General features: G+C 64.1%; 25 protein-coding genes and 1 pseudogene. 21 read left to right on the plus strand and 5 right to left on the minus strand.

From position 1 onward, the window contains the following. Positions 1-22 precede the first annotated feature (22 nt). The 5 genes and pseudogenes from EGM87_RS19870 to EGM87_RS19890 form a co-directional block, all read left to right on the plus strand. Positions 23-196 (plus strand): annotated as a pseudogene (locus EGM87_RS19870) (2Fe-2S iron-sulfur cluster-binding family protein); the annotation flags it as partial. Positions 197-201: 5 nt separating this feature from the next. After that, a complete protein-coding gene (locus EGM87_RS19875) occupies positions 202-603 on the plus strand; it encodes a ketosteroid isomerase-related protein (protein WP_137709003.1) in 402 nt (133 codons plus the stop codon). A gap of 61 nt (positions 604-664) precedes the next feature. Then, positions 665-1630 (plus strand): carbon-nitrogen hydrolase family protein, encoded by a 966-nt coding sequence (locus EGM87_RS19880; protein WP_137709002.1) that lies wholly within the window; start codon positions 665-667, stop codon positions 1628-1630. Positions 1631-1886: 256 nt separating this feature from the next. Continuing rightward, positions 1887-3740 carry a methyl-accepting chemotaxis protein gene (locus EGM87_RS19885; RefSeq protein ID WP_171407213.1) on the plus strand — a complete coding sequence of 618 codons (1854 nt, stop codon included), beginning with the start codon at positions 1887-1889 and terminating at the stop codon, positions 3738-3740. 10 nt (positions 3741-3750) lie between these two features. Continuing rightward, positions 3751-6042, plus strand: coding sequence for a TonB-dependent receptor (locus tag EGM87_RS19890; RefSeq protein ID WP_137709000.1), 2292 nt, complete (start codon positions 3751-3753; stop codon positions 6040-6042). A 148-nt stretch (positions 6043-6190) separates the two neighbouring features. Here the strand turns inward: EGM87_RS19890 and EGM87_RS19895 are convergent, their stop codons facing one another. After that, the gene (locus EGM87_RS19895) at positions 6191-6514 is read right to left on the minus strand and encodes a hypothetical protein (RefSeq protein ID WP_044660683.1); all 324 of its coding nucleotides are present in this window, start codon (positions 6512-6514) and stop codon (positions 6191-6193) included. Positions 6515-6663: 149 nt separating this feature from the next. On the opposite strand from EGM87_RS19895, the gene EGM87_RS19900 reads away from it, so the two are divergent. Further along, on the plus strand, positions 6664-7548 hold the full coding sequence (locus EGM87_RS19900) for a DUF1206 domain-containing protein (RefSeq protein WP_061936675.1): 885 nt from the start codon (positions 6664-6666) through the stop codon (positions 7546-7548). Positions 7549-7605: 57 nt separating this feature from the next. After that, entirely contained in the window at positions 7606-7902 is a 297-nt protein-coding gene (locus tag EGM87_RS19905; protein WP_226870466.1) for a hypothetical protein, read from the plus strand. A gap of 204 nt (positions 7903-8106) precedes the next feature. Here the strand turns inward: EGM87_RS19905 and EGM87_RS19910 are convergent, their stop codons facing one another. Next, entirely contained in the window at positions 8107-8865 is a 759-nt protein-coding gene (locus EGM87_RS19910; protein ID WP_025548404.1) for a ZIP family metal transporter, read from the minus strand. Between the two features lie 214 nt (positions 8866-9079). On the opposite strand from EGM87_RS19910, the gene EGM87_RS19915 reads away from it, so the two are divergent. From EGM87_RS19915 to EGM87_RS19930, 4 genes are all read left to right on the plus strand, one after another. Then, a complete protein-coding gene (locus EGM87_RS19915) occupies positions 9080-9565 on the plus strand; it encodes a VOC family protein (RefSeq protein WP_171009958.1) in 486 nt (161 codons plus the stop codon). 127 nt (positions 9566-9692) lie between these two features. Continuing rightward, positions 9693-10520 carry an SDR family NAD(P)-dependent oxidoreductase gene (locus EGM87_RS19920; RefSeq protein WP_171407214.1) on the plus strand — a complete coding sequence of 276 codons (828 nt, stop codon included), beginning with the start codon at positions 9693-9695 and terminating at the stop codon, positions 10518-10520. Between the two features lie 8 nt (positions 10521-10528). Continuing rightward, positions 10529-11383 (plus strand): SDR family NAD(P)-dependent oxidoreductase, encoded by an 855-nt coding sequence (locus EGM87_RS19925; protein WP_137708996.1) that lies wholly within the window; start codon positions 10529-10531, stop codon positions 11381-11383. Between the two features lie 16 nt (positions 11384-11399). Further along, on the plus strand, positions 11400-12182 hold the full coding sequence (locus EGM87_RS19930) for an SDR family NAD(P)-dependent oxidoreductase (RefSeq protein ID WP_099186863.1): 783 nt from the start codon (positions 11400-11402) through the stop codon (positions 12180-12182). Between the two features lie 157 nt (positions 12183-12339). Here the strand turns inward: EGM87_RS19930 and EGM87_RS19935 are convergent, their stop codons facing one another. Next, entirely contained in the window at positions 12340-12615 is a 276-nt protein-coding gene (locus EGM87_RS19935; protein WP_061936658.1) for a hypothetical protein, read from the minus strand. A gap of 184 nt (positions 12616-12799) precedes the next feature. Here EGM87_RS19935 and EGM87_RS19940 point away from each other — a divergent pair, with 184 nt between their 5' ends. From EGM87_RS19940 to EGM87_RS19975, 8 genes are all read left to right on the plus strand, one after another. Further along, positions 12800-13510, plus strand: a complete 711-nt coding sequence (locus tag EGM87_RS19940; protein WP_082718674.1) for a GntR family transcriptional regulator — start codon at positions 12800-12802, stop codon at positions 13508-13510. 194 nt (positions 13511-13704) lie between these two features. Further along, complete coding sequence (locus EGM87_RS19945; RefSeq protein WP_171009955.1) at positions 13705-14631, plus strand: SDR family NAD(P)-dependent oxidoreductase; 927 nt, start codon at positions 13705-13707, stop codon at positions 14629-14631. A gap of 112 nt (positions 14632-14743) precedes the next feature. Further along, entirely contained in the window at positions 14744-15643 is a 900-nt protein-coding gene (locus EGM87_RS19950; protein ID WP_137708994.1) for an SMP-30/gluconolactonase/LRE family protein, read from the plus strand. Between the two features lie 56 nt (positions 15644-15699). Then, positions 15700-16257 carry a UGSC family (seleno)protein gene (locus EGM87_RS19955; RefSeq protein WP_137708993.1) on the plus strand — a complete coding sequence of 186 codons (558 nt, stop codon included), beginning with the start codon at positions 15700-15702 and terminating at the stop codon, positions 16255-16257. Further along, complete coding sequence (locus tag EGM87_RS19960) at positions 16175-17275, plus strand: hypothetical protein (protein WP_253719211.1); 1101 nt, start codon at positions 16175-16177, stop codon at positions 17273-17275. The genes EGM87_RS19955 and EGM87_RS19960 overlap by 83 nt, the downstream gene beginning before the upstream one ends. After that, a complete protein-coding gene (locus tag EGM87_RS19965) occupies positions 17272-18753 on the plus strand; it encodes an AMP-binding protein (RefSeq protein ID WP_137708992.1) in 1482 nt (493 codons plus the stop codon). Before EGM87_RS19960 ends, EGM87_RS19965 begins: the two co-directional genes overlap by 4 nt. Before the next feature lie 3 nt (positions 18754-18756). After that, entirely contained in the window at positions 18757-19848 is a 1092-nt protein-coding gene (locus EGM87_RS19970) for a CaiB/BaiF CoA transferase family protein (RefSeq protein WP_137708991.1), read from the plus strand. 11 nt (positions 19849-19859) lie between these two features. Next, positions 19860-20657 carry a sugar phosphate isomerase/epimerase family protein gene (locus EGM87_RS19975; RefSeq protein WP_137708990.1) on the plus strand — a complete coding sequence of 266 codons (798 nt, stop codon included), beginning with the start codon at positions 19860-19862 and terminating at the stop codon, positions 20655-20657. 28 nt (positions 20658-20685) lie between these two features. Here EGM87_RS19975 and EGM87_RS19980 read toward each other — a convergent pair whose 3' ends face one another. Further along, positions 20686-21006 (minus strand): 2Fe-2S iron-sulfur cluster-binding protein, encoded by a 321-nt coding sequence (locus EGM87_RS19980; protein ID WP_137708989.1) that lies wholly within the window; start codon positions 21004-21006, stop codon positions 20686-20688. A 216-nt stretch (positions 21007-21222) separates the two neighbouring features. Between EGM87_RS19980 and EGM87_RS19985 the strand changes: the two genes are divergently transcribed. Beyond that, a complete protein-coding gene (locus EGM87_RS19985) occupies positions 21223-22236 on the plus strand; it encodes an alcohol dehydrogenase catalytic domain-containing protein (protein WP_137708988.1) in 1014 nt (337 codons plus the stop codon). Beyond that, complete coding sequence (locus EGM87_RS19990) at positions 22236-23402, plus strand: sulfotransferase family protein (RefSeq protein ID WP_137708987.1); 1167 nt, start codon at positions 22236-22238, stop codon at positions 23400-23402. The genes EGM87_RS19985 and EGM87_RS19990 overlap by 1 nt, the downstream gene beginning before the upstream one ends. Before the next feature lie 80 nt (positions 23403-23482). On the opposite strand, the gene EGM87_RS19995 is transcribed toward EGM87_RS19990, so the two are convergent. After that, the gene (locus EGM87_RS19995) at positions 23483-24712 is read right to left on the minus strand and encodes a CaiB/BaiF CoA transferase family protein (protein ID WP_137708986.1); all 1230 of its coding nucleotides are present in this window, start codon (positions 24710-24712) and stop codon (positions 23483-23485) included. Between the last annotated feature and the right edge of the window lie 122 nt (positions 24713-24834).

The following is a 24834-nucleotide window of genomic DNA, read 5'->3' on the forward strand; positions in this document are numbered from 1 at the left end:
CCGCGACGGCGCAGAACATGCTTGCCATGCCCATGTGGATGACGGACGCGCAGCCGGTCTGCCGCCGCTCGGCCCTGATGAGAACGACCTGCTCGACAGCAGCGATCATCGTATCGACCGGTCGCGCCTGTCCTGCCAGGTTCCGCTGACGGTCGAACTGGACGGCCTTCGCGTCACCATCGCGCCGGAGGATTGAACGCCATGGCTGCGGACCTGCTCGGTCGCTATTATGCGGCCTTCAATCGCGGCGACAGCGCGGCGATGCTCGATCTGCTGGCGCAGGATGTCGTGCACGAACCCTCGCAGGGTTCAGCGCGGGAAGGGAAGGCGGCCTTTGCGCAATTCCTCGACCATATGAACCGCTGCTACAGGGAAAGGGTCATCGATCCCGTGTTCCTGGCCTCCGCCGATGGAAGACGGGCGGCCGCGGAATTCATGCTGGAGGGCGAATATCTGGAGACGGACGGCGATCTGCCTCCTGCATCCGGCCAGCGCTATATTTTGCGCGTCGGCGCCTTCTTCGAACTGCGCGACGGCGTGATCGCGCGGGTCAGCAACCATTATAATCTGGCCGACTGGCTGGATCAGGTGAAGGCGGGATGAGGCAGGCCGGGGAGGGCGATCATCCGACGCGCTTCGGGCGGAAGCCGCTACGGGACTCCGAATGACCGAGGTCCGCATTGCAGCCGCACAATATCCGATCGAACTGTTGCCGAGCTACGGCGCCTGGGAAGCGAAGCTCAGCCGCTGGGTGTCGGAGGCGGCGGCCAGGCGCGCGCAGCTCCTTGTCTTTCCGGAATATGCCGCCATGGAACTGGCCGGCACCGATCCGGCGGCGGCGGCCGATCTTCATGCTTCGCTCGACCATGTCGTGGCGCTGGGGGAACGGATCGACGAACTGCACCGGCAACTCGCCATCCATTATGGCGTGACGATCCTGGGCGGCAGCCGCCCGTGCCGCAATACCCGGGGAGCGGTCCTCAACCGCGCCCGGCTCTTCTGCCCCGATGGCCGGACCGGTTATCAGGACAAGATCGTCATGACGCGGTTCGAACGGGAAATCTGGGGCATAACGGGCGGCGAGGCCGTTCATGTCCTGGATGCGCCCTTCGGTCGGGTGGGAATTTCCATCTGCTACGATGCCGAATTTCCGCTGATCGCGCGGACACAGGCCGAGGCGGGCGCCAGGATCATCCTGGTGCCGTCTGCGACCGACAGCATGCAGGGCTATTGGCGCGTCCGCATCGGGGCGCAGGCCCGCGCGCTGGAAAACCAATGCTATGTCGTTCAGGCGCCCACGGTGGGGCAGGCGTCCTGGCTGCCCTCGCTGGATGACAATCACGGCGCGGCAGCCATTTACGGTCCGCCCGACGGCATCGCGCCGGATAATGGCGTATTCGCGGTCGGTGAAGTCAACCGGCCGCAATGGCTGTTCTCGGATGTCCGGCTGGATCAGGTTGATGTGTGGCGTGGCTCCGGTACGGTCCTGCCCTTCCTCCATTGGCCTGAGCAGCATGCGGCCATGCGACCGGATGATGCCCGCCGGGACGAGCCTGCGCCTCCCGCTCCAATCACGGCTCCGGACAGGTCTGAGGATCGTCCTGAACCGATCTTCGGAAGTCTTGAATGAGCAGCCGTCGATTTTATCGAGCCTGACCGAAGCTGGCGCAGATGCCTCGCGCCATATCCTCTCATTTCCACCAAGCAGATACAGGATATTCCTGTCGGGTCGCCCAAAGTCACCGGACCCTATTACCTAAGTTATCTGACATAGGTTAAACGCAGAACAATTTTCAGCCCAATGGCAGAAGCGTTAAATCAATCATAACCATTCGGGGCGCAGTCAAACGGCAAGACAAGGCTGGTCAGACGGGGGCTCTTACATCGTGCGGCATCTAGCCCCATTGACAGGTGCACTACGCCGCCTGCCCGGCGCCATCCTGCCGCTCATCGCGTTGACGCTCGTGACCTTCATGACCTGCGGCATCCTCGTGACCGTGCTTGTTTCGAGGATGGACGATGCGGCGGCGCTGGAAAAGGCGCGCATGGTCAACGGCGCCATGAAGCGGGAGACCAATGCTCTTGCAGCCACGGCCCGGGATTATGCGCTCTGGGATGACGCCGTCGATCATCTATACGGCCGGATCGACCGTGAATGGGCCGCCTCGAACTTCGGCGGCGCCATGCCCCTATATATTCTCGACGAGCGCGGCGGGACCATTTTCGGCTGGCAGCCCCGGTCGACCGTCAGAACCACGCTGATGAAGGATGCGCCGGAAGCGCTTCGGCATCTTGAGCGTACGCTGCCCAAGCATGTCGATGATCGCCGCAACTTCCCCATCCGCCCCTTCATCCAACTTTATCGGGGCCGTCCGGCCTTGTTCGCCGGCGCCCCGATCCTTCCTTTTTCCGCGAACCGGCCGCTCCCTTCCGGGCCGCTCCGCCATGTCGTCGTCGTTCGCCTGCTGGATGCCGAGCTGTTCGCCAGTTGGGAACAGGCCTATGCATTGGCCGACATCAGCTTCAACCCGCCGGAAGCGGATCCCGAGACATCGCCCGGTCATCCCTTGATCAGTCCTGACGGGACCGATCTGGGCCATATCCACTGGTTGCCGGTGCGCCCGGGCATAGCGGCACTCAAGAGCCTTTCATGGCTGCTGGCATCGGCCGCCGCGCTCTTCATCCTGTTTTTCCTCGCCGTCTCCCGCGCCATGTTGCGGACCCATGCGTCGTTGCTCGCCGGCCGGTTGCGGGCCGAACGCATCTCCAGGGATCGGGAGAATGCGACTCTGGCCGCGGAAGAGGCGCGCCAACAGGCGGAACAGGCGAGGGAACAGATCGCCGCCATTGCAGAGCGGGAAGGGCGGGAACAGGCCGAACATCGCGAAGCGCTGCGAAACGCCGCGCATGAGGTCGCCAATCTTCTCTCCACCAGCGTGGGTGATCTGTCGGGATCCTTGCTGAGGCAGGCGGATCAGCTTGAAGCCAGCGCCCGCGACACGCTGGCCGCTCTCGCGGAACAGCTCACCGGGACGGCCCTAGTCCGCGACCGCAGCCGTGCGTCGGCGCAGGCCGTGCACGAGATCGAGGCGCATGTGCAGGAGTTGAGCGTGGCCATTGGCCAGATCCACACCCAATCGATCGCCACCCGTCAGAACATGGACAAGACGGAGGTCGAGGCTCGCGCGGTGATGGGCGCCAACGACCAGTTGCAAAGGGAGATAGAGGCGATCGACCTTGCCACCCGCACCATCCGACAAATAGCGGGCCAGACGAACATGCTGGCCCTGAACGCCACGATAGAGGCTGCGCGGGGCGGCAAGGCGGGAGCCGGCTTTGCGGTCGTCGCCGGCGAGATAAAGACGCTGGCGAACAGGGCCGGCGACATGGCGGGCCAGATCGAGCGGCGGATCGAGGCGGTGAACGCATCCGCCTCCTCGATCGCGTCTCTGCTCAACCTGCTGAACACCGTCGTCCGCCAACTGGAGCGCAACGTGTCGGATGTGTCCCTGGCCGCCGATAAGCACCATCAGGGAGCCCGTACGATCCTGGCGAGCAGTCAGAGCGTCGGCGGCGACGCGCAAGCGGTGCACGACGCCATCAGCGCCATCGCCGCGGGTCTGGATGCGGTGAAGGCGAACGCCGAACATACGCTCAATGTAGGGGCCGCGGTCCGGTCCAGCGCCAGCGAGCTGACGCAGCGGTTCGATCTGGTCATCGCCCGCCTGCGCGCGGCGTGAAGGGGTAATCATGCATCTTCGTATCTTCCCGGCCCTGACGGCCTGTGCCGTCATGCTGCCGCATTCCGCCTCTGCCGAGGACCTGCCGAACCCCATATTGGCGGCGGAGATCACCGTCACGGCGCAACGCCGGGAGGAAGCCATCCAGACCGTTCCCGTGGCGATCTCCGCCTTCGGCGAAGCTTTTCTCGACCGCACGCGGCTGGACGACGTCAAGGACATCGTCACCTTCACGCCCGGCTTTTCAGGCAATTCGGACGACAGCTATATCGACAGCATCGCCATCCGGGGCATCACCTCCAACGACTATGGCATTGGCGGCGATCCTTCGATCGGGATCTTCAAGGATGGGGTCTATCAGGGCAGGACAGGCGCTGCCGTGACCTCCCTGTTCGATGTCGCGCAGGCGGAAGCCTTGCGAGGGCCCCAGGGGTTCCTCTTCGGCCGCAATGCCATTTCCGGTGCGATCAGCATCGTGACCAACAAGCCGGATCCTGGGCGTATTTCCGGGCATCTCTATGTCGGGGTCGCCAGCTTCGACCGCAAGGATGCGGAAGGCGCCATCAACCTGCCGGTGGCGGAGGACTGGACGCTTCGCATTGCGGGCTATGCGACGGATTATGATGGCTGGATAGACAATGCCTTCACGGTTGGCCGCAATGATCGCCTGATGGGCGGCAACAAGCAGGCCGGGCGCGTCGCCCTGCGTTACAGGGCCGGCGATGCCGATGTCCTGCTGAGTGCCGAACATGAGCGTCGGCGGCTCGACGGCACGCCTTATCGGGCGTCCAATGACGATCGTGAAGTTCTCGACTATCTCAGCGAAGTCTTGCAGCGGGATATTATTATCCGGGGGTCTCGCCGCGACGTGGATACCGATCTCCTCAGGCCGCGTGACGATGGCGACATCACCAGCCTGACCGCGTCGATCGATCTCGATCTTGGATCGGCACGCTTCAACAGCCTGACTGCCTTTCGCAAGTCCGATTTCCACTATCTGGAGGACTATGACGGAACGGCGCTGCAACTGGGCAATTACGACCAGCGCCAGCATGCCCGCTATGTCAGCCAGGACTTCCGGCTGATGTCCAGAGACGATCGGCGCCTGACCTGGTCGGCGGGGGCCTCGCTTTATTGGGAGGATGTCGCGGCGCGCTTCACCAACCAGGCTGCCGAGGATCTCGTCTGCACGGCGGGCTATGGCTATGCCGATTGCGGCGGGATGACCATGGACCTTTACGGCGCGCCCTACCGGCCGGCGCCGGGCGGCCTGCTGACCGACATCAACGACGTGCGGTCCCGCAACCGCGGATGGTCCGTTTTCCTGGACACCAACTTTCATTTCTCGAAAGCGCTGGAGGCTGGCATCGGCATTCGATATGCGCGCGACCGCAAGCATTTCAGCATCGATGTGCTGCCCAGCCAAAGCAGCCTCGGCAATGTCTGGACCTTCACCTATTTCACCGATGGTCCCGTTTCTTCCAGCAAGAGCTGGGGCGGACTGACGCCACGCGCCTATGTGCGATATGCGGTGGGGCCGGACATCAACCTCTACGCCAGCATCACCCGCGGCTACAAGGCGGGCGGATTCGGATCGTTCACGGTCGCCGCGCCTGTCCCGGTCGAGGCGTATCGGCTGGTGCCCGACGGAACGAAGCCCGACGCCTTCGCGCCGGAGACGATATGGAGCAAGGAGCTGGGGATAAAGGGCCTGGCCCTCGCCAGGACGCTGAGCTTTGACATAACCGGCTTCCATTATCGCTACCGCAATCTTCAGACGGTTTATTTCGACACGGAAAGCCGGACCCAGCAGGTTGTGAATGTCGGCAGCGTGACCGGATATGGCGTGGAAAGCGCCCTCAATTGGAAGCCGAGCCGCTATTTCGACCTGTCGGGCCATGTGACCTGGACGCGAACCGAAAAGCAGGGCGACCGCGACTGTCGGCAAAAAGACTGCGGCGGCCTGCCCAACCCGATCTGGTCGAGCGCGGGCGTCGCGACCGGCCATTATCCGATCGGCCCGGCCGAGATCTATCTGCAAGGCGAGTGGATGCACGAGGGGCGTCGAAGGGAGAGTTTCGACTGGCGGGGCATCACCCGACGGGAAGCTTATACGCAGATCAATCTGAGGCTGGGCTATGACAGCGGCAGGGGCGTCGAAATCGTCGCCTATGTGCAGAACCTGTTTGATGCCTATTTCGTCAGAGGGGTGGAAAATGGCGGCGATCTTACGCCTGCCAATAGCTGGGGCATCGCCCAGCCACGCAGCTTCGGCGTCGACCTTCGATTGCGGTTCCGGTGACGATCCGCGATTCCAACGACGCACTCGCGACGATTGCGCCAGCCCGGTAACGCTGCCGGCCGTGGATGCCCCTGCCGACTTGATCCCTCACGTCATGGCAGATCGAATGTGCTTGTGACGCGCGGTCAGCGCTGCACGACCTGTTCGGTCAGTCGGCGCAATATTCCCAGCGCCCGGCATTGCAGGCCGCGACGGCCCGGCGCCATTCCGCCATTCTCTGCGCGTATTCGCCGCGGGCGTCGGCATAGCTGTCGCGATCGCCTTGCGCCTGGCGGTAGTTGCGCATGATCCTGGCGTCGCGCTGACGGACATAGGCGAGCTGCTGCTGATTCATCCTTCTGATGATCGCGCTGTCGCGTGCGCGTGCTGCGGCGCTGCGCATCGTCGGATCATTGGGGTCGTCCGCATGCGCCGTCACGGGCAGCAGGGCCGCACCTATCGCAAGCGCCAACGCACAGGATCCAAGCTTCATGAATGCGCCCCTCTTTATCAGTCGCCTTCCTTCGCGCGGGAGAGAGCGCAAGGCAATCGATTTGCGATAAATGGAGGGCGCCCGGCAGGTTTCCGACCTGCTTCCGCATGTGCAGCCTGGCAAATGCGGCTGAGGCAACTTCACGGGCGATGCCGCGTTACCCTGCTTCCAATGCGATGGTGAAGATGATGAACGGCACGGAGAGTTATGGCGAACGTCTGACGATACTGGCGCGCATAGGGTTCGCGGCGCGCGGGATGGTGTATCTTCTCATCGGACTGTTCGCCATAGACGTGGCGCGCCACGGCGGCCAACCAAGCGACAATCAGGGCGTTCTCGGCTCCCTTTCCCAAAGCAGCCTGGGGTCGTTCCTGCTCCTGCTCTGCGCGTCGGGTTTCGCGGGCTATGCGCTCTGGCGCTTGATCGAAGCCGCTCTCGACCCCGAACATCGCAGCCGCAGCCTGAAGGGAAGGCTGGAACGGGCAGGCTATGCCATGAGTGGAATCGTGTACGGGGCACTCGCCCTGGCGGCGGTCAACCTGGTGCTTCGCAAGGCGCCGGCAGCCGAAGGAAGTCCCGGCGACCGGACGGCGCAAGGCTGGTCCGCCTGGCTGCTCGATCAGCCGGGCGGTCAGGCCGTGCTCGTCATTTGCGGGGTCATATTCTTCTTCATTGCGCTCGCACAGGCGGTAAAGGCCTGCCGGGGCCGTTTCGACGAACTCGCGGCCGATGTGCCGGTGCCGGAAGCCGTGCGCTGGGCCGGACGGATCGGCTATGCGGCCCGCGCCATCGTCTTCGCCATGATCGGGTGGTTCGTGATCAACGCTGCCTTGCATGCCGATCCCGACGAGGCGGGCGGGTTGGGCGCGGCCCTCAGGCAGCTCCGCGATCAGGAGCATGGGCCGCTGCTGCTCTTCATCGTGGCGAGCGGGCTCGCGCTGTTCGGCCTGTTCAGCATTGTGGAAGCGCTATATCGCCATGTCAGGATCGACGGTTCGCAGCTTCGGGAAATTGCCCGGACGGCCAGACAATGAATGGAAAGGGAACAAGAATTAAGGCCTGATTGTTTCCCCAGTCTCTTAAGGAGGAGGATGGAGATGGTAGAAGTTCACAGGGATCGCTATACGGATGACCGTGTCGTGGTTCATAAACATCGCGGCGGGCGGACCGTTGCGATTGCCTTGATCATCGTTCTGGCGATTGTCGGAATATTGTTCGCAACCGGCTTCTGGAAAGCCGATGTTTCCGGTGGAGATGTTCCGGAGGTCAGTGTGAAGGGCGGCGAACTTCCCAAGGTGGACGTCGATTCCAAGGCGGTCGTCGTCGGCACAAAGAAGGAAACCATCGACGTGCCGACAGTGGGCGTGAAGGATAATGGCGAAGAATAAAGGCCGATTGTAAATTCAGCGCCGGCGCCCTGTCCCGAAAGGGACGGGGCGTTTTGTTATGGCAGGGGGCCTGCCTTCCCTTGCGAAGTCGTCGGCTACCCGCAAACATGAGGGTTGGACGCCGTGTAGTGCATGGGCGTCGGTCCTGCATGTGGAACCGGAGATGAACGAGGCTGGCATTTTCCCGTTCATCTGTGGCCACGCTCACTCCAGCTTCGTCAATATGAAGGCAATCAGGAATCCCGCGACGGCGATGAGGCCGGAAAATTCATGCGCTTCCTCCGTCGCTTCCGGAATCATCGTGTCCACCAGCATGGCCAGAATGGCTCCTGCTGCCACGGCGGTGGTGGCTGCGATCAGATCCGGATCTGCGCCCGCCAGAGTGATGTAGCCGATCAGCGCCGCCAGACCGGAAGCCAAAGCGATAGCTCCCCAGACGCCGAAGATATAGGCGGGGCCCCGGCCCGCCTTCTTCATTCCCGCCGCGCTGGAAAGGCCTTCGGGGACGTTGGAAAGGAACACGGCGATGACCGTGACCATGCTGACGCCGCCGCCATGCAGCAGACTCACCCCTATGACCACGGACTCCGGAATGCCGTCCAGCAAGGCGCCGACGGCAATCGACAGCCCGGAATTCCCGGCAGCCGGCGCCTGGCTCTCGTGCGGGTTCGAACCCGACCGTTTACGATGCCGGGCACCGGCCCGCGACACGGCCACATTCGCAATCGTGTAGACGACCGCCCCGGCCAGAAATCCGAAGGCGGTGGAATCGAAGCCGCCGCGAGCATAGGCATCGTCCATCAGGTCGAAGGCCACGGCCGAAATCAGCACGCCCGATCCAATCGCCATGATCGCGGCGATCAGCCGTTGCGGAAGATCTGCCACATAGGCGATGCACGCGCCTATCAACAGCGCCGATCCGCCCACCAGGCCCCAAAATCCCGCTTCCAAGGCTCCATGCATCGATGCTCTCCCTCATTCTGAAACGGCAAGGGGCGATAAAGGATGCTGGGGCCGCCCCATTTCACGGCGCGCCTATGTCGCCCATGCGCGCTTGCTGGACGACCGCTTGGGCCAGGGCCTCGCGCTGCCGAACCCGCCCGGGACGGCTCGCTTGTCAGCATAGGTTCTTGATAGTACCTATCCTGGCATAAGGTACCCAGCGGCGGAGGACAGGGTGCAGAATTTCTTCAAGGGCTTTTTCCAGTTCGGCTATGTCACCCGCGACGCGGACGCCGCTGTTGCCGCGTTCCGCGCGAAATTCGGCCCGGTCGAGTTCATGGTGAACGAACCGCCGGCGATCGACGGCCGACCGGCGCCGACGCGGCGGATTGCGCTTGCATGGATCGACGATGTGATGACCGAGATCATCGAACCCGATCCGATGCAGAGGACAATCTATGACGATCATATACCCGCTTTGGCGGGGCCGATACGGCTGCATCATTTCGGTTATCTGATCGACGATCATCAGGCGATGCTCCACCGGCTTCGGGGCATGGGCTATGATGTACCGATGGCGGGTTCCATGTCGGGGGTGCTGGACTATAGCTATGCCGATACGCGCCGCGATCTGGGCCTATGGTCGGAATTCATCCGTCTGGAAGAGGCCGGCAAGGCCTTTTTCGACGCCGTGCCGCGCACGATAACAGGCAATTCATAAGAACGATCGTTCTATATATTTGGCGAATTTCCGTTCGACTTCGCATCCGTGATGGAATTCCTTTAATATTGATCGTCTTCATGGCCATATAATAAACTTGGTGAAATATCATCGAGTGGAGAGAGCCGTGCAGCCCATATTGGCGGACAAGGTGGCTGTCGTGACGGGCGGCGCATCGGGCATCGGCAAGGCGACAGCCGAGTTGCTCGCTACGCAAGGCGCGGCGGTGGTGATTGCCGATCTGGACGAGGGTAATGCACGCTCCGCGGCGGGGGCCATTGCAGCGGCCGGTGGACAGGCGTTGGCGCTACGGGTCGACATGCGCGACGAAGCGCAGGTCCGGATGATGGTCGATGAGACCGTGGCGCGCTTTGGGGGTGTCGATCTGCTCGACAACACCGTGTCGTACAACGCGCTCGATCAGACCGGTGCCGATGGCGAGATTCATGAGATGGACGTCGCCATCTGGAACCGCGCGCTGGAGGTCAACCTGCGCGGGCCGATGCTGGCCGCCAAATATTGTATCCCGCAGATGTTGAAGCGCGGCGGCGGGGCGATCGTCAATATTTCGTCCACCGCCGGCTTATTGTCGCTTGGCACCGTTCCCGCCTATGCGGCTTCGAAGGCGGCGGTGCACAGTCTGAGCCAATCGATCGCCACCGCCTATGGCAAGCGGGGAATCCGCTGCAACACGATAGCGCCGGGCTTCATCGACACGCCCACGACACGCAATATGGGCGACCGGTTCTTCCAGATGACACTGGACAATAATGTGCTGCCTTATCTTGGTCGGCCGGACGATATTGCGCAGGCCGCGCTGTTCCTGCTGTCAGACGCGGCCCGTTACATCACGGGCCAGTTGCTGGCGGTGGACGGCGGACAGACCATCCACCTGCCGGTAGTCGCAGACATGTGGCGCATGACGGCGGGCAAGCCGCTGATCGAAACAGCTTGAGGAGGGAAATGATGCAGACGCATGGGCGACTGAGCGGCAAGGTGGCGGTCGTCACGGGCGGCACGAAAGGCATTGGCCAGGGCATCGTGCTGCGTTTCCTGAAGGAAGGCGCCGCAGTGGTCTATTGCTCGCGCAGCCCGGAAAATAATCGGGAGAATGAAGCGCTGATCGCGCAACTTTCCGGCGCTGCGGAACGAGCGCAGTTCGTCGCCGCCAATGTCGGCAACCGGCAACAGATGGAGGATCTGGTCAATAATGCGGCAGAACGATTCGGGCGGCTCGACATCGTCGTCAACAATGCGCAGGGGATCGCGCCTGTCCGGTCGATCGAGAACAAGCCCGACGGCGATTACAGCATGACGCTGATGACCGGCTTCTACCAGTCGCTCTGGACCAGCCGCGCGGCGGTTCCGCACATGCGCAAGGTTGGCGGCGGGCGGCTGATCTATTTTTCCAGCCACTGGAACATCTGGGGTCAGCCCTATGCCAGCGATTACAACATCACCAAATCCGCCAATGAAGCACTGACGCGCAGCGCCGCACGAGAATTCGGCAAGGACAATATCACTGTCAACTGCATCACGCCGGCTGGCGACAGTTGGGCCTATAAAAGCTGGGCCGACCAGAACAGGGAAATGGCCGAAGCCAGCGTGCGCCAATTCCCGATGCGTCGCATGGGCGATTGCGAGATCGACATTGCCGGCGCGGTGCTGGGGCTTTGCAGCGACAATGGCCGCTTCATCACCGGGCAGGTCTTCTGTGTCGACGGCGGCGTATGGGCGACCGCGCCGCTCCAGATGCATGAGGAAGGCACCGACATCCACAAGGGGCACAGCCAGGCGGCCGTCGAACTGACGGCCTGAGCGCGGGGAGGACAGGATGGGATTGATCGAAGGGCAGGTCGCGATCGTTACCGGCGCGGCCAATGAAGTGACGCGGGGCATCGCCCTCCGTTTCGCCCGTGAAGGCGCAAAGGTGGTGCTGGTCGACAAGGATCACGAAGCGGTGCAAGCGGCCGCCCGCCCTATTCCCGGCGCGGAGGCGCGCAGCGCCGACCTTTCCGACCCCGACGCCGCACGGGCGCTGGCCGATGCGGTAGTGGGGGCGCATGGCCGGATCGACATAATGCTGAATGGCGCGCACGCGGCGCTGAAATGGGACCGGCTGGCGGACAGGCAGGCGGCGCCCGACTTCACCGCAGCGTTCAATGACGTGCTGCTGAGCGCGCTCAACATGATGCAGGCGGTCTATCCGCACATGAAGGCGGCGGGCGGCGGGCGCATCGTCAACCTGGGTTCGATCTACGGTCCGACGGCGAATGAGGGCGTGACGGATGCCGTCACCATGGACTTCGCGCTGACGGGCCTTACGCGGTCGGCAGGCGTCGAATGGGGGAAGGATGGCATTCTCGTGAATTTCCTCCAGCCGGCGGTGCCGGACATTGCGGTCTTTGCGGATTATCGCGCGAAGAAGGGCAAGAGCGTCGATACGCTGATCGCCAATATGGCGATGCCGCGCCTTGCCGACCCGGTGGAGGATGTGGGCGGGGCGGCGATGTTCCTGGTCTCGGACGAGGCCAGCTTCATCCTGGGCCATCGCGTGCTGGCGGACGGCGGCCAGCATCTGACCGCCGCGGTCTTCGAACCTGGTGCGGAGCGGTGAGCGAAGGCGGGGCCGGCATCCCAAGCAGGCAGCCGGGCAAGTTCGTCCAGCTCCGCCATCTGGCGCCCGACGAGGGGTTGCGCTTTTCCGGGCCGGGATAAGATGCCGAACGCAATGGCATGACGCGCATGATGCGCCATGCCATTTTCCGCCCCGGTCAGAGCTTGTTGAGATCGGCTGCGGTCAGGCTGGTGACCAGTCCCTTTTCCCCATTGGACAGGGTTGCCGCCGGTATCGACACGAAGCGGCCCCTGTAGATGATCTGTACGGAGGTCGGGGCGCCCTCGGCATTCGCATTGACGCGATCGATGAAGCCGACGCGGACGCCATCGGCCGTCTTGACCATCGTGCGCGCCTTGATGACGGGCGCGTCCTGCGCGGCCGCCGGGCTGGAAAGGGACAGGGCAGCCGCAAGAGCAAAAATATACTTCATATATGCCTCATGATCGTTTGCCCGCGCGCTATCATGCCGGCCGGCAGCAAACAAAATGAATCCGATCCGTTCAGCATGCCATCGCCTATCTGAAGATTGCCGTGGTCATATCCTCATGCCTGCAATTGGCACGGCGGCCCGGTTTGCGTTGAAACCAGCTGCGATTGGGAGCATGGAGCTTTGCATGCAGAAGGAACATGAATATGCCGACGGGGAGCTGGAGGCGTCTGGGCATTTCGAACCGCTGACCCGGCCGGAGGCGCTGACGGAAATGGTTGCCGAGCGGCTGCGCAATGCCATACTTTCAGGCGCACTGGCCCCCGGCACTCATTTGAGCGTGCCGGAGATCGCGCGGCAATTGGGGGTTAGCCGTACGCCTGCGCGCGAAGGACTGATCGCGCTGGAGCGGGAAGGGCTGGTCGAACCCCGCGCCAGGACCGGCGTAGCGGTGATCGCAGGCGGCACGCCCGACATTCTCGATCTGCTCGACATTCGGGAAGGGTTGGAGATCATGACCGTGCGCCGTGCGGCCGAGCGCATGGATGCGGAAGGCGTTGCCCGGCTTAGGGCGTTGTTCGCGCAGCATGAGATCGTGGTGGAGAAAAGCGATCTGGCTGCTCATGTCGAACTCGACGCCGCCTTTCACGGCATGATCCGCGAGGGTGCGGGCAATATGCGGCTGGCGCGGCAACTGGTGCAGATCGACCAGCAATTGCGGGTACTCAACAGCCGGCTCTCTCGCGCCCGTGGCTGGAGCGGACGGGCCGTGCTGCGGGATCACAAGGCGATCATCGACGCGATCGAAGCCGGCAATCCCGACGCTGCCGAACGGCATATGCGGGCGCATATCGAGCGCACCCGCGCATTCCAGTTGCAATCCGCCGGCCAGGACTGAGGCTGCGACCCTTCCATATTCGCCGATCCCGGTTGTGGCCCCGCTCGTGGCGCTGGGCCGCCTTATGTGGACTATTGCCACCGCTCCGCCGCAGGGACGCCCCCATATAATGGATAGGCGATGTTTTGGACGCGGATATGGCGGCGTCGTCCCTCTGCATGTTGCATGTATATGGACAGGCGAGAGGAAGCGGGATGATTCGGTTGGACGGGCGGGTCGCGATCGTCACGGGGGCGGGGCGAGGCATGGGCCGGGCTCATGCCCTTCTGCTCGCCGCGCGGGGGGCGAGGGTGATCGTCAACGACTATGGCGGCGCGCAGTCCACATTGACGCCCGGCACCATTTCCCATGCCCAAGCGGTTGTGGATGAAATCCGCGCTGCGGGAGGTGAGGCGGAAGCGGACGGCGAGATGGTCGGCACCGGCGAGTCCGCCCGGCTCATCGTCGAACATGCGCTCGACGCCTTCGGCCGGGTCGACATTCTGATCAATAATGCCGGCGGATCGCTGATCGGTGAGCCCGATGCCTTCACCGATGAAGAGATAGAGGGCGTGCTGCGGACCAATTTCATCGGTCCCTATATGCTGCTGCGTCGGGTCTGGCCGCTGATGCGCGGTCAGGGTTTCGGACGCATCGTCAACGTCATGTCGTCGGCGGTTCTGGGCGCGGGACATCTGGGGCCCTATGCAGCGGGCAAGGCCGGGCTGCTGGGGCTGACCCATGATGCGGCCTTTGACGGGCGGCCGCATAATATATTGGTGAACGGCATCTTCCCCACGGGCGCCTCCCGCCTTACGGAAACGTCGCACGAAGATCTGGCGCGCTGGTATCGCACCCATTTCCAGCCGGAGAAGGTGTCGGCGCTGATCGCCTATCTCAGCAGCGAGCAGTTGGACTTCTGCGGAGAAGTCTTCAACGTCGGGGGTGGGCGCGTCGCGCGGCTGGCGATCTTCGACAATGACGGATTGTTCGATCCGGCGATCACCCCTGAAAGCATAGCCGCCAATATCGACCTGATTCGTGACCTGAGCAAACCCACCATGATTCCCACGCTCTGGGCGCAGACCGAGCGCTATTTCGTGCATATTCCCTGGACTGGCGGCAAGGCCGGCCTGTTCTGAAGCGGTGAAACGACAGAATATGGCTGCCTGGCAGGAAAGGCCGCAGCCATCAACGGAAGCGGGTTCGGCATAACCACCATGAGCTGACAGGCGCCGGATGAAGGAGAAGAAGATGCAGGAGGGTCACGCCCCGGCGCGCTGCGTGCTGGACATCAAGGCGGAATCGGGCGAAACCCCGGTCTGGTCCGTGGCGGAGCGGAAGCTGTTCTGGGTGGATCAGGAGGCGCACCGGCTCAATGCCTTCGATCCGGCCTGCGGGAGCAATGAAAGCTGGCAGATGCCCGCCCATGTCAGCAGCTTTGCGCTGCGCGGCGCGGGCGAGCCGATTGTCGTGGCGCTGCGTACCGGCCTGTTCGATTTCGACCGGGCCAGCGGCACGTTGGCGCCGGTCGCCGCGCCGCCGCCCTATCCCGTCAAAACCCACCGTTTCAATGACGGCCGGTGCGACCGGCAGGGTCGCTATCTGATCGGTTCGGTCGACCTTTCCTATTTCCAGACCGGGGTGGCCGGCCGCGCCGCCGTCTATCGGCTGGACGGCGGCGGGTTGGCCGAGGTGATCGGAGACATTACGTGCAGCAACGGCATGGCCTTCAGTCCCGACGGACGGATCATGTATCTGGCGGATTCCCCCGCCGGGCGGGTCTATGCCTTCGACTATGACATTGCGACCGGCACGCCGTCCAACCGCCGTGTCTTCACGGAGCGGGATCGCGGCGACGGGATTTTCGACGGGGCGGAAGTGGATGCGGAGGGCGGCTATTGGGTCTGCCTGCTGATGAAGGGCGCGGTGGCGCGCTATATGCCGGACGGACGGCTGGACCGGGAGATTGCCGTGCCGGTTCTGCAACCGACCAAGGTGGCCTTTGGCGGGCCGAAACTGGCCACGCTTTATCTGACGTCCGCGGCGCACCGCCATCTTCCCGGCGATCAGCCCCTGGGCAGGCATGCCGGTGGCCTCTTCGCGATCGAAACGGGCGTTCGGGGCATTGAGGAGCCGAAATACCGCTTCTGAAATGCCCCATTTGACAATTTGCATGCAACATGCAAAAAGATGGCGGAGGTAACGACATGACCATCATTCTCGATCCCACTGCATCGCTGGTGCACGATCTGGCTGAGCCGGGTCCGGATGCCGGCGTCCTGAGGGGCAAGAAGATCGCCATCCGCATCGATATGCTGTGGCGTAGCTGGGACTGGGTCAGCGAGATCTGGGCCGAAGGCTTGCGGGCCGAAGGCGCCGAAGTGACCTTCTGGCGCAGTTGCGGCCGCACGGGCCGGGAGGGCGAGCAAGCCGAACGCGACTATGGCGCGCTACTGGCGCAAAGCGACATGGCCATCGTCGGACTGGGCAATTGCGGGTCCTGCACCAGTTGGACCATCGCGGACGCACTGACCGCGGCAGCCACCGGCATCCCGACCATCGCGGTGGCGACTGCGCATTTCGAAGGGCTGGCCCATAATCTGGCGAAACGGGGCGGCCGGTCGGGCCTGCGCCTTCACATCCTTCCCTATCCTCTCGACATTCTTCCAAAAGAACAGGTCCATGACATTGCACGAAACCACTATCGATCGTTCCTGCGGAATTTCGGGGTGCGAAGCAGACTGGCTGAGCAGTCGGCGGCATGAGGTCGAGGATGACATCGTCGCCTTCAACGATTTCGCCATGGCGCAGGGCTGGGGTGACGGACTGCCGCTGATCCCGCCGACGCAGCAGCGGGTGCAGGATTTCCTGATCGCGGGCGGACGCTTTCCGGACGAGTTGATCGCCGTGCTGCCGTCGCTGCGCGCCGAATGCACGGTGGAGAAGATCGCGATCAACGCGGTCATGGCCGGCTGCACGGGCGACGCGATGCCGCTGCTGTGCGCGGCGATAGAAGCGATGGCGGACCCCAGGTTCGACCTGGCCGGCCTCAATGCCACGACCGGGTCGGTGGTGCCCGCCATGATCGTGAACGGGTCGATCCGCAACCGGCTGGACATTCCCTGTCAGGCCGGTTGCCTGGGCGGAGTGGCCGGTCCAGCGGTGGCCATCGGCCGGGCGATCCGTCTGATCATGCGCAATGTGGCGGGCCAGTCGATCGGTTCGACCTCGCAAAGCGTCTATGGCACGCCGGGGCGTGTCGCCGGCATCGTCTTTGGCGAATGGGAGGAGCGCTCTCCCTGGGCGCCGCTGGCTGAACGTCGCGGCGTAGGAGGCGATGCCGTCACCGTTTACGGCGCGATGGGCACGGCCAATATCTGCGACGTGGTGGCGAACAGTGCCGACGGTTTCCTCGACATGATCGCCAAATCCATGGCCTATCCGGGCGCAAACGGCTTCCTGCCGTCCTCGGCCTTTGCGGAGACTTTGTGCGTCATCAACCCGATCTGGGCGGAGGTGATTGCGAAGGCCTACCCCAGGATCGAGGATGTGCAGGCCTATATCTGGGACAGATGCGCATTGCCGATCGACTGGTTCCGACCCGAATATCGCGATCCCATCGGCAATCTGGGTCGGATCAAGCCCGACGGGCGCGTGCATCTGGTGCCGACGCCCGACGATGTGCTGGTCATGGTCGCGGGAGGGGAAGGCGGCCTGCACGCCGCGATGCTGCATAGCTGGGGCACCTGCCTCACCGTGACCCGGCCCGTCGAGACGGCATGAGCGGCGATGTGATCGTCGGCGATCGCATTCGCGGACGCGCCGAACTGCTCGACCGGGCGGCGCGGCTGGCGAGCGCGATGGCGGCGGCAGGCGTCGGCGCGGGCGATGCGGTGGCGCTGTTGCTGCGCAACGACTTTGCCGTGCTGGAAGCCAATCTGGCCGTGCGCAGGCTCGACGCCTATGGCGTGCCGATCAACTGGCACTGGCACCCGACGGAGATCGGCTATGTGCTGCGCGACGCGACGCCCCGGCTGCTGATCGGCCATGCCGACCTGCTGGACGGGCTGGGCGCCCATATTCCCGAAGGCCTGCGCGTGATCGCCGTCGGCGGTACGGGCGAGCAGCCGGATTATGACGACTGGATCGCTGCCCATGAACCCCATGAGGGCCATGGCAACGGTCTCGGTTCCTCCATGGTCTACACGTCGGGCACCACGGGCAAGCCCAAGGCGGTCAGGCGCCTGCCCGCGACAGGCGAGGAATCGGCGCAGCGCGCCCGTGTGCTGGCGGTCATCCATGACACGGCGCCCGGCAATGTCGCGCTGGTGACGGGACCGCTCTATCATCTCTTCAGCCAGGCGATCCTGATGGCGACTTTCGCCGCCGGGGGCACGGTGGTGGTGATGGAGCGCTTCGATCCGGAGGAGTGCCTGCGGCTCATCGAGCAGCATCATGTGACCCATGGCGCGCTGGTGCCCACGCTTTTTGTCAGGCTGCTGCGCCTCCCCGAAGAGGTGAAGCGCCGATATGATCTCTCCACCCTTCGTCACGTCGTCCATTCGGGCGCGCCTTGCGCGCCGGAAGTAAAGAGGGCGATGCTGAACTGGTGGGGGCCGGTCCTGTATGAAACCTATGGATCGACCGAAACCGGCGTCGTCACGAAGATCAGTCCTCGGGAATGGCTGGCTCGACCCGGCAGCGTCGGCCGACCTGTCCTGACTGGTGAAGTCCGTATTCGTGGCGACGACGGCCAATGGACAGAGGCGGGGCGAACGGGCGACGTCTACCTGCGCATCCACGGCACGCCCGATTTCACTTTTCACGGCGATCCGGAAAAGCGCGCCGCCGTCGAATATGACGGCCTTATTACCTGCGGCGACATGGGCTGGCTGGACGAAGAAGGCTATCTGTTCCTGTGCGACCGGCGCGCGGACATGGTGTTGTCCGGCGGGGTCAACATCTATCCGGCGGAGGTGGAGGCTGCCTTGCTGGAGCATCCCGCGGTATCCGATTGCGCTGTCTTCGGCGTGCCGGACGCCGAATATGGTGAAGTGCTGGTCGCGTATCTCCAGAGCGACGAGGCGCTGATCCCCGATGAGGTGACAGCGTTCCTGCGCGGACGCATCGCCGGCTACAAGATTCCGCGTCATCTGGTCGTCGGCGCCAGCTTGCCGCGCGAGGAAACGGGAAAGATCTTGAAGCGCAGGCTGCGGGAAAGTTTCCTGGCCGGCGAAGCGCGGGAAACGGGAGCATATTGACGGATGGAGGAACCGGGGAAAGGCGCCATCCCGCCCGGCGCGCTGGCGGGGCTGAAGGTCATCGACATGGCGTCGCTCTATGCCGCGCCGCTTGCGGCGACGATCATGGCCGATTTCGGCGCCGATGTGCTGAAGATCGAGCCGCCGGAAGGCGACCTGTTCCGCGACAGCAAGATGTGGCCGCTGGTCGCGCGGGGGAAGCGTTGCCTGGCGCTGGACTTGCGTTCGGAAGAGGGGATCGATCGGCTCAAGGCGCTGGCGGCGCAAGCCGACGTGCTGGTGGAAAATTATCCCGCCGCCGTACTGGAGAGGCGGGGCATTGGCTGGGAAGTCCTGTCGGCGGTCAATCCCCGGCTTGTCATGCTTTCCGTGTCCTGCTTCGGCGCCACCGGTCCTTATCAGGGCCGGCCTGGATCGGGCACGATCGGTGAAGGCTTTGGCGGCCTGACCTTCCTGACGGGGACGGAAGACGGTCCGCCGATGCTCCCTTCCGTAGCCTTGGGTGACGCCGTGGGCGCGATGAGCGCGGTGATCGGCACGCTCTCTGCCCTTTATTGGCGCGACCGCAGCGGACGGGGGCAACAGGTGGACGCCAGCCTCTACGAACCGATATTGCAGATCGTCGCCCATGCGGCGCAAAGATGGGAGCCGGGCCGCTCACCCGAACGTTGCGGGTCGCGACTGCCCGGCGTACTGCGCAACGTCTATCGAACCTCCGACGAAAGATATGTCGCTATCTCTGCCAGCACCGCTCGGCATGCCGCCGATCTGCTGGCGCTGGCGGGCGGGCAGGGGGACGACCAGGATGCCTGCGTCGCCGCCTGGATCGCCACCGTGCCGCAGGCTGCGCTGGTGGAGCAGCTCGTCGCCCGGCGTATTCCGGTGACGCCGGTCAACAGCCTGGACGATATGCTGGCCGATCCTCATATGCGCGCTCGCGGGAGCCTGATCCATGTGGCGGATGAAGCGTTGGGCGATCTGGCATTGGCCGCGCCCGCGCCGCGCCTGTCGGAGACGCCGGGCAGGATTGGCGATGTAAACCCGCCCCTGGGTACGGATGCGGATGCCGCGCTTGAGCGCTGGGCCGGAAGCTGACGGCGCAGCTCATGCGGTATGCGGCGCATCTTGGCATAGCCGATCCCGACGCGCCGTTGCTGGCCGCAACGGCCGGCTCGGTCGATCCGGTCGCTCAGATAAATTGCGCCGCTCGGCTGGGCTTTGCCGGCATCACCGACAATGGTCTGAAAGCCCGCACGCCGGAGGTTCAGCGGCGCATGGGTGTGGCGTTGCGCGACCATGGGATGGAGATGGGCAGCTTCACCCATAATGTTCTGGGGATGGAGCCGCCCTTCTTCTGGGGCGCGCCGATCACCGATATGGAAGCGGCCATGGCGTCCAGCCTGACGGCAGCGGAGCATGTGGGCGGTGGCTGCATCAACGCGGTCCTGCTGGATTGCGGCGCACCGTTGGCGGAACAGCTAGCGCGGGCGACGGAGAATTTCGCTGCCGCCACGAAGCTGGCGGCGGAGCGGGGCGTGGCGCTGGCGGTGGAGATGGTCAGCGGGGAGCGTGTGCCCCTGGCCCTGGTCGAGCGCCTGGCCGACATCGGCGCTATCGCCCGGTGGGCAGGCGTGGGGCTGATCCTCGATAGCTGCCATTGCCATTGCGCCGGCGAGGACATGGCGGCGGCGATTGTGGCGCAGGCGGATATTCTCGCCGCTGTGCAGATCGCTGACATGCCAGGCCGCGTTCAACCCGGTGCGGGCGTGATCGACTTTGCGCCGATCATGGCGGCGCTGCGGACAATCGGCTGGGGCCGCCTTGTCGAGGCGGAACTGATGCCGAAGCTGCGGGACATCGATGGGGAGGCGGCCGCCATCGCCGCGCTCAGGGCGCTGGGCTGACGTTTCTTGCCGGGCGCGCCGTTGCGCCTCAGCCCTGCCGTTCCGGCGTATGCACGATGAGGCCATCCAGCGCCGCGCGCAGACGAATCTGGCAGGAAAGGCGCGAATCCGCCCGCTTGCCATGGGCGAAATCGAGCATGTCCCATTCGTCGGCGGATGGAGGACCGACCCGATCGATCCACGCGGGATCGACATGAACATGGCAGGTCGCGCAGGCGGCGCTGCCGCCGCATTCCCCGATGATATTCTCGACGCCCGCCCGCTTGCCGATGTCCATCACCGACTGGCCGACATCGCCGTCCAGCGTGGTCGCGACCCCGGCAGGGGTGATGAAGGTGACATGGACCATGGTGATCCCCTTTGAACCGGCTTGGCGCGATCGGAAAGCGCTTATGCCGCCGACCGTTCCGGACATCATGTTTGCGATCACTCGCCGCCGATCTTCACACCTCTTGCCGCTACGGGCAGGTTCGGCCGCAGGCCGACCGTTCCAGTGCCGCCGCCTTGTCAGTTTAGGTACTGAATAGTAGCTTTAACGACACGGTATGAGAATGAGGAGAGAGAGATGAGGGCAGCGTTATTCAAGGGCGCGGGGACGCCGCTGGTCGTGGAGACCGTGGACGATCCCCAGCCCGGCGAGGGCGAAGCGGTCATCAAGGTCACGCGCTGCGGCGTGTGCGGCACGGACCTCCACATGACCTCCGGCCATGGCAATGATTTCCCCGTCAACAGCGTGATCGGCCATGAATATTGCGGGGAGGTCGTCGCGCTGGGCAAGGGCGTCGACAATCTCAAGGTCGGTCAGTTCGTCACCGCCATGCCCGTGGCGGGCTGCGGCCGCTGCGCGCCCTGCCTGGCCGGTTATCCCATGGCTTGCGCGCAGATGCAGGGTCTTGTCGGCGGTTTTGGCGAATATATGCGGATCGCGGCGACAAGTTCGATCGTGCTGCCCGACACGCTGACGCCCGCTGACGGTGCTCTGATCGAGCCTCTCGCCGTGGGTCTGCGCGGCATACGGCTCGCGCAGATGCCGCCGGGCGCGAAGGTCGCGGTGCTGGGCGCCGGGTCCATCGGCCTCGCTGCCATCTATTGGGCGCGGTTGCTGGGGGCGGGGAAGATCGTGGCCATTTCCCGTTCGTCACGGCGCGCCGATCTTGCGTTGCAGATGGGCGCGAACAGCTTCGAGGCGCTGGGCGAAGGCGAAGCGGAACGCGTTTCGGCCGCGCTGGGCGGCATGCCCGACATCGTGCTGGAATGCGTTGGCGCGGTCGGCATGACGCAGAAAGCGGTCGAACTGGTCGCGCCCGGCGGAACGGTCGTCTCGCTGGGTTTCTGCACCTCGCCCGACCCGATTCTGCCTTCGCTCGCCACATGGAAGCAGGTCACGATCAAATTCTCGTTCGCCTATGATCTCAGGGAATTCGAACATAGCGCCAATGCGCTGGACGCCGGGCATGTCGAGCCGCGCCTGATGGTGTCGCGGACGGTCGGCCTGGACGCCTTCCCCGACCTGTTCGAGCAACTGCGCGCCGGGGCAAACGAAACAAAGATTCATGTCGATCCGTGGAGCGCGGCCTGATGAGCACGGAAACCATTGTCCAGGACCAGCGGATATTGACCCTCGACGCCCTGCTGGCTGCCTCGACGGCGCGCACGGGCCTTGACGATTTTGGCGACGCCGGCTTTCGCGAGGGGCTGGGCCTGCTGCTGTCGGACATACGCGCGCTCGACCTTGATCCCGCGTGCGTGCAGGCGACCGCATGGCGCATCGGCCAGTCGCTCGATACCCGCGCCCTGGCGGTCAAGGGGTTGAAGGAACGACCGGAGGTGCTGGAGCAGCCGATCAGGGAGCCGATCATCATCGCCGGTCTCGTCCGTTCGGGCACGACGGCGCTGCACCTGCTGATGTCGCTCGATCCGCAGTTCCAGGGGCCGGAACATTGGCTGACCGTCTATCCCATGCCGCGCCCGCCGCGGGAGACGTGGGACGGTATCGCCGAATATCGGACGGAGAAGGCGTCGCTGGACGCCTATCTGGCGGCGTCGCCGGAATCCGCCGACGACCATATGATGACGGCGGAGGGGATCGAGGAATCCCTGTTCATCCTGGGCGCCAGCTTTGCCAGCAACATGTGGCCGTCCATGTGGGACGCCCCCCGCTATGACCGCTGGTATCGCGGGCGCGACGACACTGACAGCTATCGCTGGCTGGCCGATGTGCTGCGCCTGATCGGCGCGGGGGACGATCGCCGCTGGCTGCTCAAGAACCCGACGGACCTCTTTTCCTTGCAGGAGGTGCTGAACGTCTTTCCCGATGCGAAGATCATCCAGACGCATCGCGACCCGGTGGATTCGACGCCTTCGGTCAGCAATCTCATCTTCTCGGCGCGCCGGGCCTTTTGCGGCGACAAGGCGGATCGCGCCGATGTCGGGCGGCGCGAGGCGGAGATGTGGGCGCAGGCATTGGAACGCGCCGAGTCGGTGCGCGAAAAGAGCGACGCGACGTTCATCGACGTCGAGTTCCGCGACTTCACCCGTGACCAAATGGCTTCGATCCGCTCCATCTACAACCAGCTAGGCCTGACGCTGACGGCCGAGACGGAGGGCGCGATGCAGGCCTGGCTGGACGCGCATCCTCACAAGCCGAGCAAGGGCCCCAAGCACAGGCCGGAGGATTTCGGCCTGACGCGGGAAGGGCTGGAGGAACGCTTCGCCGCCTATCGCGCCCGGCACGGCTATATCTGACGGATTTGCATCCGAGGGATCTGCATCTGAGGGATCTGGGCGGGGGGCTCGTTCAAAAATGGGCCCCCGCGCAATCTGTTTCAGATGATCCCGTCTTCGGCCAGCCCGTCAAGCGCCGCCGTGTCCAGCCCCAGTTCCTGCGCCAGCACGTCGCGCGTATGTTCCCCCAGCATCGGCGGGGCGCGATAGTCGGTGATCGGCGTTTCCGAGAAGTTCAGCGGGCTGCGGATCACGTCCAGATCGGGCTTCAGCGGATGCGGAGCGCGCACGCGCAGGCCCCGATGGACCGCCTGTGGATAGGCGAACACCTGCTCCAGATCGTTGATCGGCCCGCTGGGGATGCCGGCGGCCCCGAGCTTCTCCAGCCAGTAATCGACGCTGTTCGTCTGGAAGATCGCGTTGAACACTTCGGTGATCTCGTCGCGATTCTTCACCCGCTCGACATTGGTGTAGAAGCGCGGATCGTCCTTCAATTCAGGATGGCCGACCGCATCGCACAGCGCGACATATTGCTTGTCGTTGCCCGACGTGATCATGATCGCGCCGTCGCTGCACGGGAACATGCTGGTCGGCATGCCGCCATTGCCCTGCGTGCCCCGCCGGACCGGCACTTCGCCCGACGTCAGGTAGATCTGCGCATAATGCGACAGCGCCGACACGCCGCAATCGAGCAGGGCGACGTCGATATACTGACCCTCGCCGCCCACCGCGTCGCGATGATAGAGGGCCGCCAATATGGCATTGGCGACGTTCAGCCCGGTGAACAGGTCGATGATGCTGGGGCCGACCTTCATCGGCCCCGCGCCAGGCTTGCCCTCCGGCACGCCGGTCACGCTCATCAGGCCGCATTCGCCCTGAAACACCGCGTCATAGCCGGGCTTGGTCGCCAGCGGCCCGTCCTGTCCATAGCCAGTGACGGAGCAATAGATGATGCGGGGATTGACGGCCTTCAGGCTTTCATAGTCGAGGCCATAGCGCTTGAGATCACCGACCTTGTAATTTTCCATCACCACGTCGCAGGACTTGACCAGTTCGCGGACCAGTTCCTGCCCCCTGGCGCTGGCGATGTTGAGCGCGACCGACCGCTTGTTGCGGTTGACCGACATGTAGAAGGCGTTTTCCCGCGTCGGCCTGCCTTCCGCATCGCGCAGATAAGGCTCCCCGAAGATGCGGGCGTCGTCGCCCACGACCGGCCGTTCGATCTTGATCACGTCGGCGCCCATGTCGGCCAGCACCTGCGATCCGAACGGCCCCGCCAGCACGCGGGTCAGGTCAAGCACGCGGATCTTTTCAAGGGGCAGTCTGGCCATGGATCACCTTGCTGAAATACCCTTTTCCCATGCCATCGGCAGGCATGATGACAAGATCGGGGCACGCCTGTTCACAACCATGATATGCTCTGCGCGGAAGGCTGTCAGGGGTTCCGCGACCC

It is taken from the genome of Sphingobium sp. RSMS (genome assembly GCF_005406185.4).
Classification (GTDB): domain Bacteria; phylum Pseudomonadota; class Alphaproteobacteria; order Sphingomonadales; family Sphingomonadaceae; genus Sphingobium; species Sphingobium fuliginis.

Excerpts from the sequence above, each read along its gene's own strand:
- EGM87_RS19925 (WP_137708996.1), top strand. The coding sequence starts at position 10,529 with ATGATGCAGACGCATGGGCGACTGAGCGGCAAGGTGGCGGTCGTCACG.
- EGM87_RS19905 (WP_226870466.1), top strand. The coding sequence starts at position 7,606 with ATGGAGATGGTAGAAGTTCACAGGGATCGCTATACGGATGACCGTGTC.
- EGM87_RS19890 (WP_137709000.1), top strand. The coding sequence starts at position 3,751 with ATGCATCTTCGTATCTTCCCGGCCCTGACGGCCTGTGCCGTCATGCTG.
- EGM87_RS19875 (WP_137709003.1), top strand. The coding sequence starts at position 202 with ATGGCTGCGGACCTGCTCGGTCGCTATTATGCGGCCTTCAATCGCGGC.
- EGM87_RS19980 (WP_137708989.1), bottom strand. The coding sequence starts at position 21,006 with ATGGTCCATGTCACCTTCATCACCCCTGCCGGGGTCGCGACCACGCTG.
- EGM87_RS19955 (WP_137708993.1), top strand. The coding sequence starts at position 15,700 with ATGACCATCATTCTCGATCCCACTGCATCGCTGGTGCACGATCTGGCT.
- EGM87_RS19960 (WP_253719211.1), top strand. The coding sequence starts at position 16,175 with ATGACATTGCACGAAACCACTATCGATCGTTCCTGCGGAATTTCGGGG.
- EGM87_RS19990 (WP_137708987.1), top strand. The coding sequence starts at position 22,236 with ATGAGCACGGAAACCATTGTCCAGGACCAGCGGATATTGACCCTCGAC.
- EGM87_RS19930 (WP_099186863.1), top strand. The coding sequence starts at position 11,400 with ATGGGATTGATCGAAGGGCAGGTCGCGATCGTTACCGGCGCGGCCAAT.
- EGM87_RS19970 (WP_137708991.1), top strand. The coding sequence starts at position 18,757 with ATGGAGGAACCGGGGAAAGGCGCCATCCCGCCCGGCGCGCTGGCGGGG.
- EGM87_RS19950 (WP_137708994.1), top strand. The coding sequence starts at position 14,744 with ATGCAGGAGGGTCACGCCCCGGCGCGCTGCGTGCTGGACATCAAGGCG.
- EGM87_RS19880 (WP_137709002.1), top strand. The coding sequence starts at position 665 with ATGACCGAGGTCCGCATTGCAGCCGCACAATATCCGATCGAACTGTTG.
- EGM87_RS19935 (WP_061936658.1), bottom strand. The coding sequence starts at position 12,615 with ATGAAGTATATTTTTGCTCTTGCGGCTGCCCTGTCCCTTTCCAGCCCG.
- EGM87_RS19900 (WP_061936675.1), top strand. The coding sequence starts at position 6,664 with ATGCCGCGTTACCCTGCTTCCAATGCGATGGTGAAGATGATGAACGGC.
- EGM87_RS19975 (WP_137708990.1), top strand. The coding sequence starts at position 19,860 with ATGCGGTATGCGGCGCATCTTGGCATAGCCGATCCCGACGCGCCGTTG.
- EGM87_RS19895 (WP_044660683.1), bottom strand. The coding sequence starts at position 6,514 with ATGAAGCTTGGATCCTGTGCGTTGGCGCTTGCGATAGGTGCGGCCCTG.
- EGM87_RS19940 (WP_082718674.1), top strand. The coding sequence starts at position 12,800 with ATGCAGAAGGAACATGAATATGCCGACGGGGAGCTGGAGGCGTCTGGG.
- EGM87_RS19985 (WP_137708988.1), top strand. The coding sequence starts at position 21,223 with ATGAGGGCAGCGTTATTCAAGGGCGCGGGGACGCCGCTGGTCGTGGAG.
- EGM87_RS19965 (WP_137708992.1), top strand. The coding sequence starts at position 17,272 with ATGAGCGGCGATGTGATCGTCGGCGATCGCATTCGCGGACGCGCCGAA.
- EGM87_RS19945 (WP_171009955.1), top strand. The coding sequence starts at position 13,705 with ATGATTCGGTTGGACGGGCGGGTCGCGATCGTCACGGGGGCGGGGCGA.
- EGM87_RS19910 (WP_025548404.1), bottom strand. The coding sequence starts at position 8,865 with ATGCATGGAGCCTTGGAAGCGGGATTTTGGGGCCTGGTGGGCGGATCG.
- EGM87_RS19995 (WP_137708986.1), bottom strand. The coding sequence starts at position 24,712 with ATGGCCAGACTGCCCCTTGAAAAGATCCGCGTGCTTGACCTGACCCGC.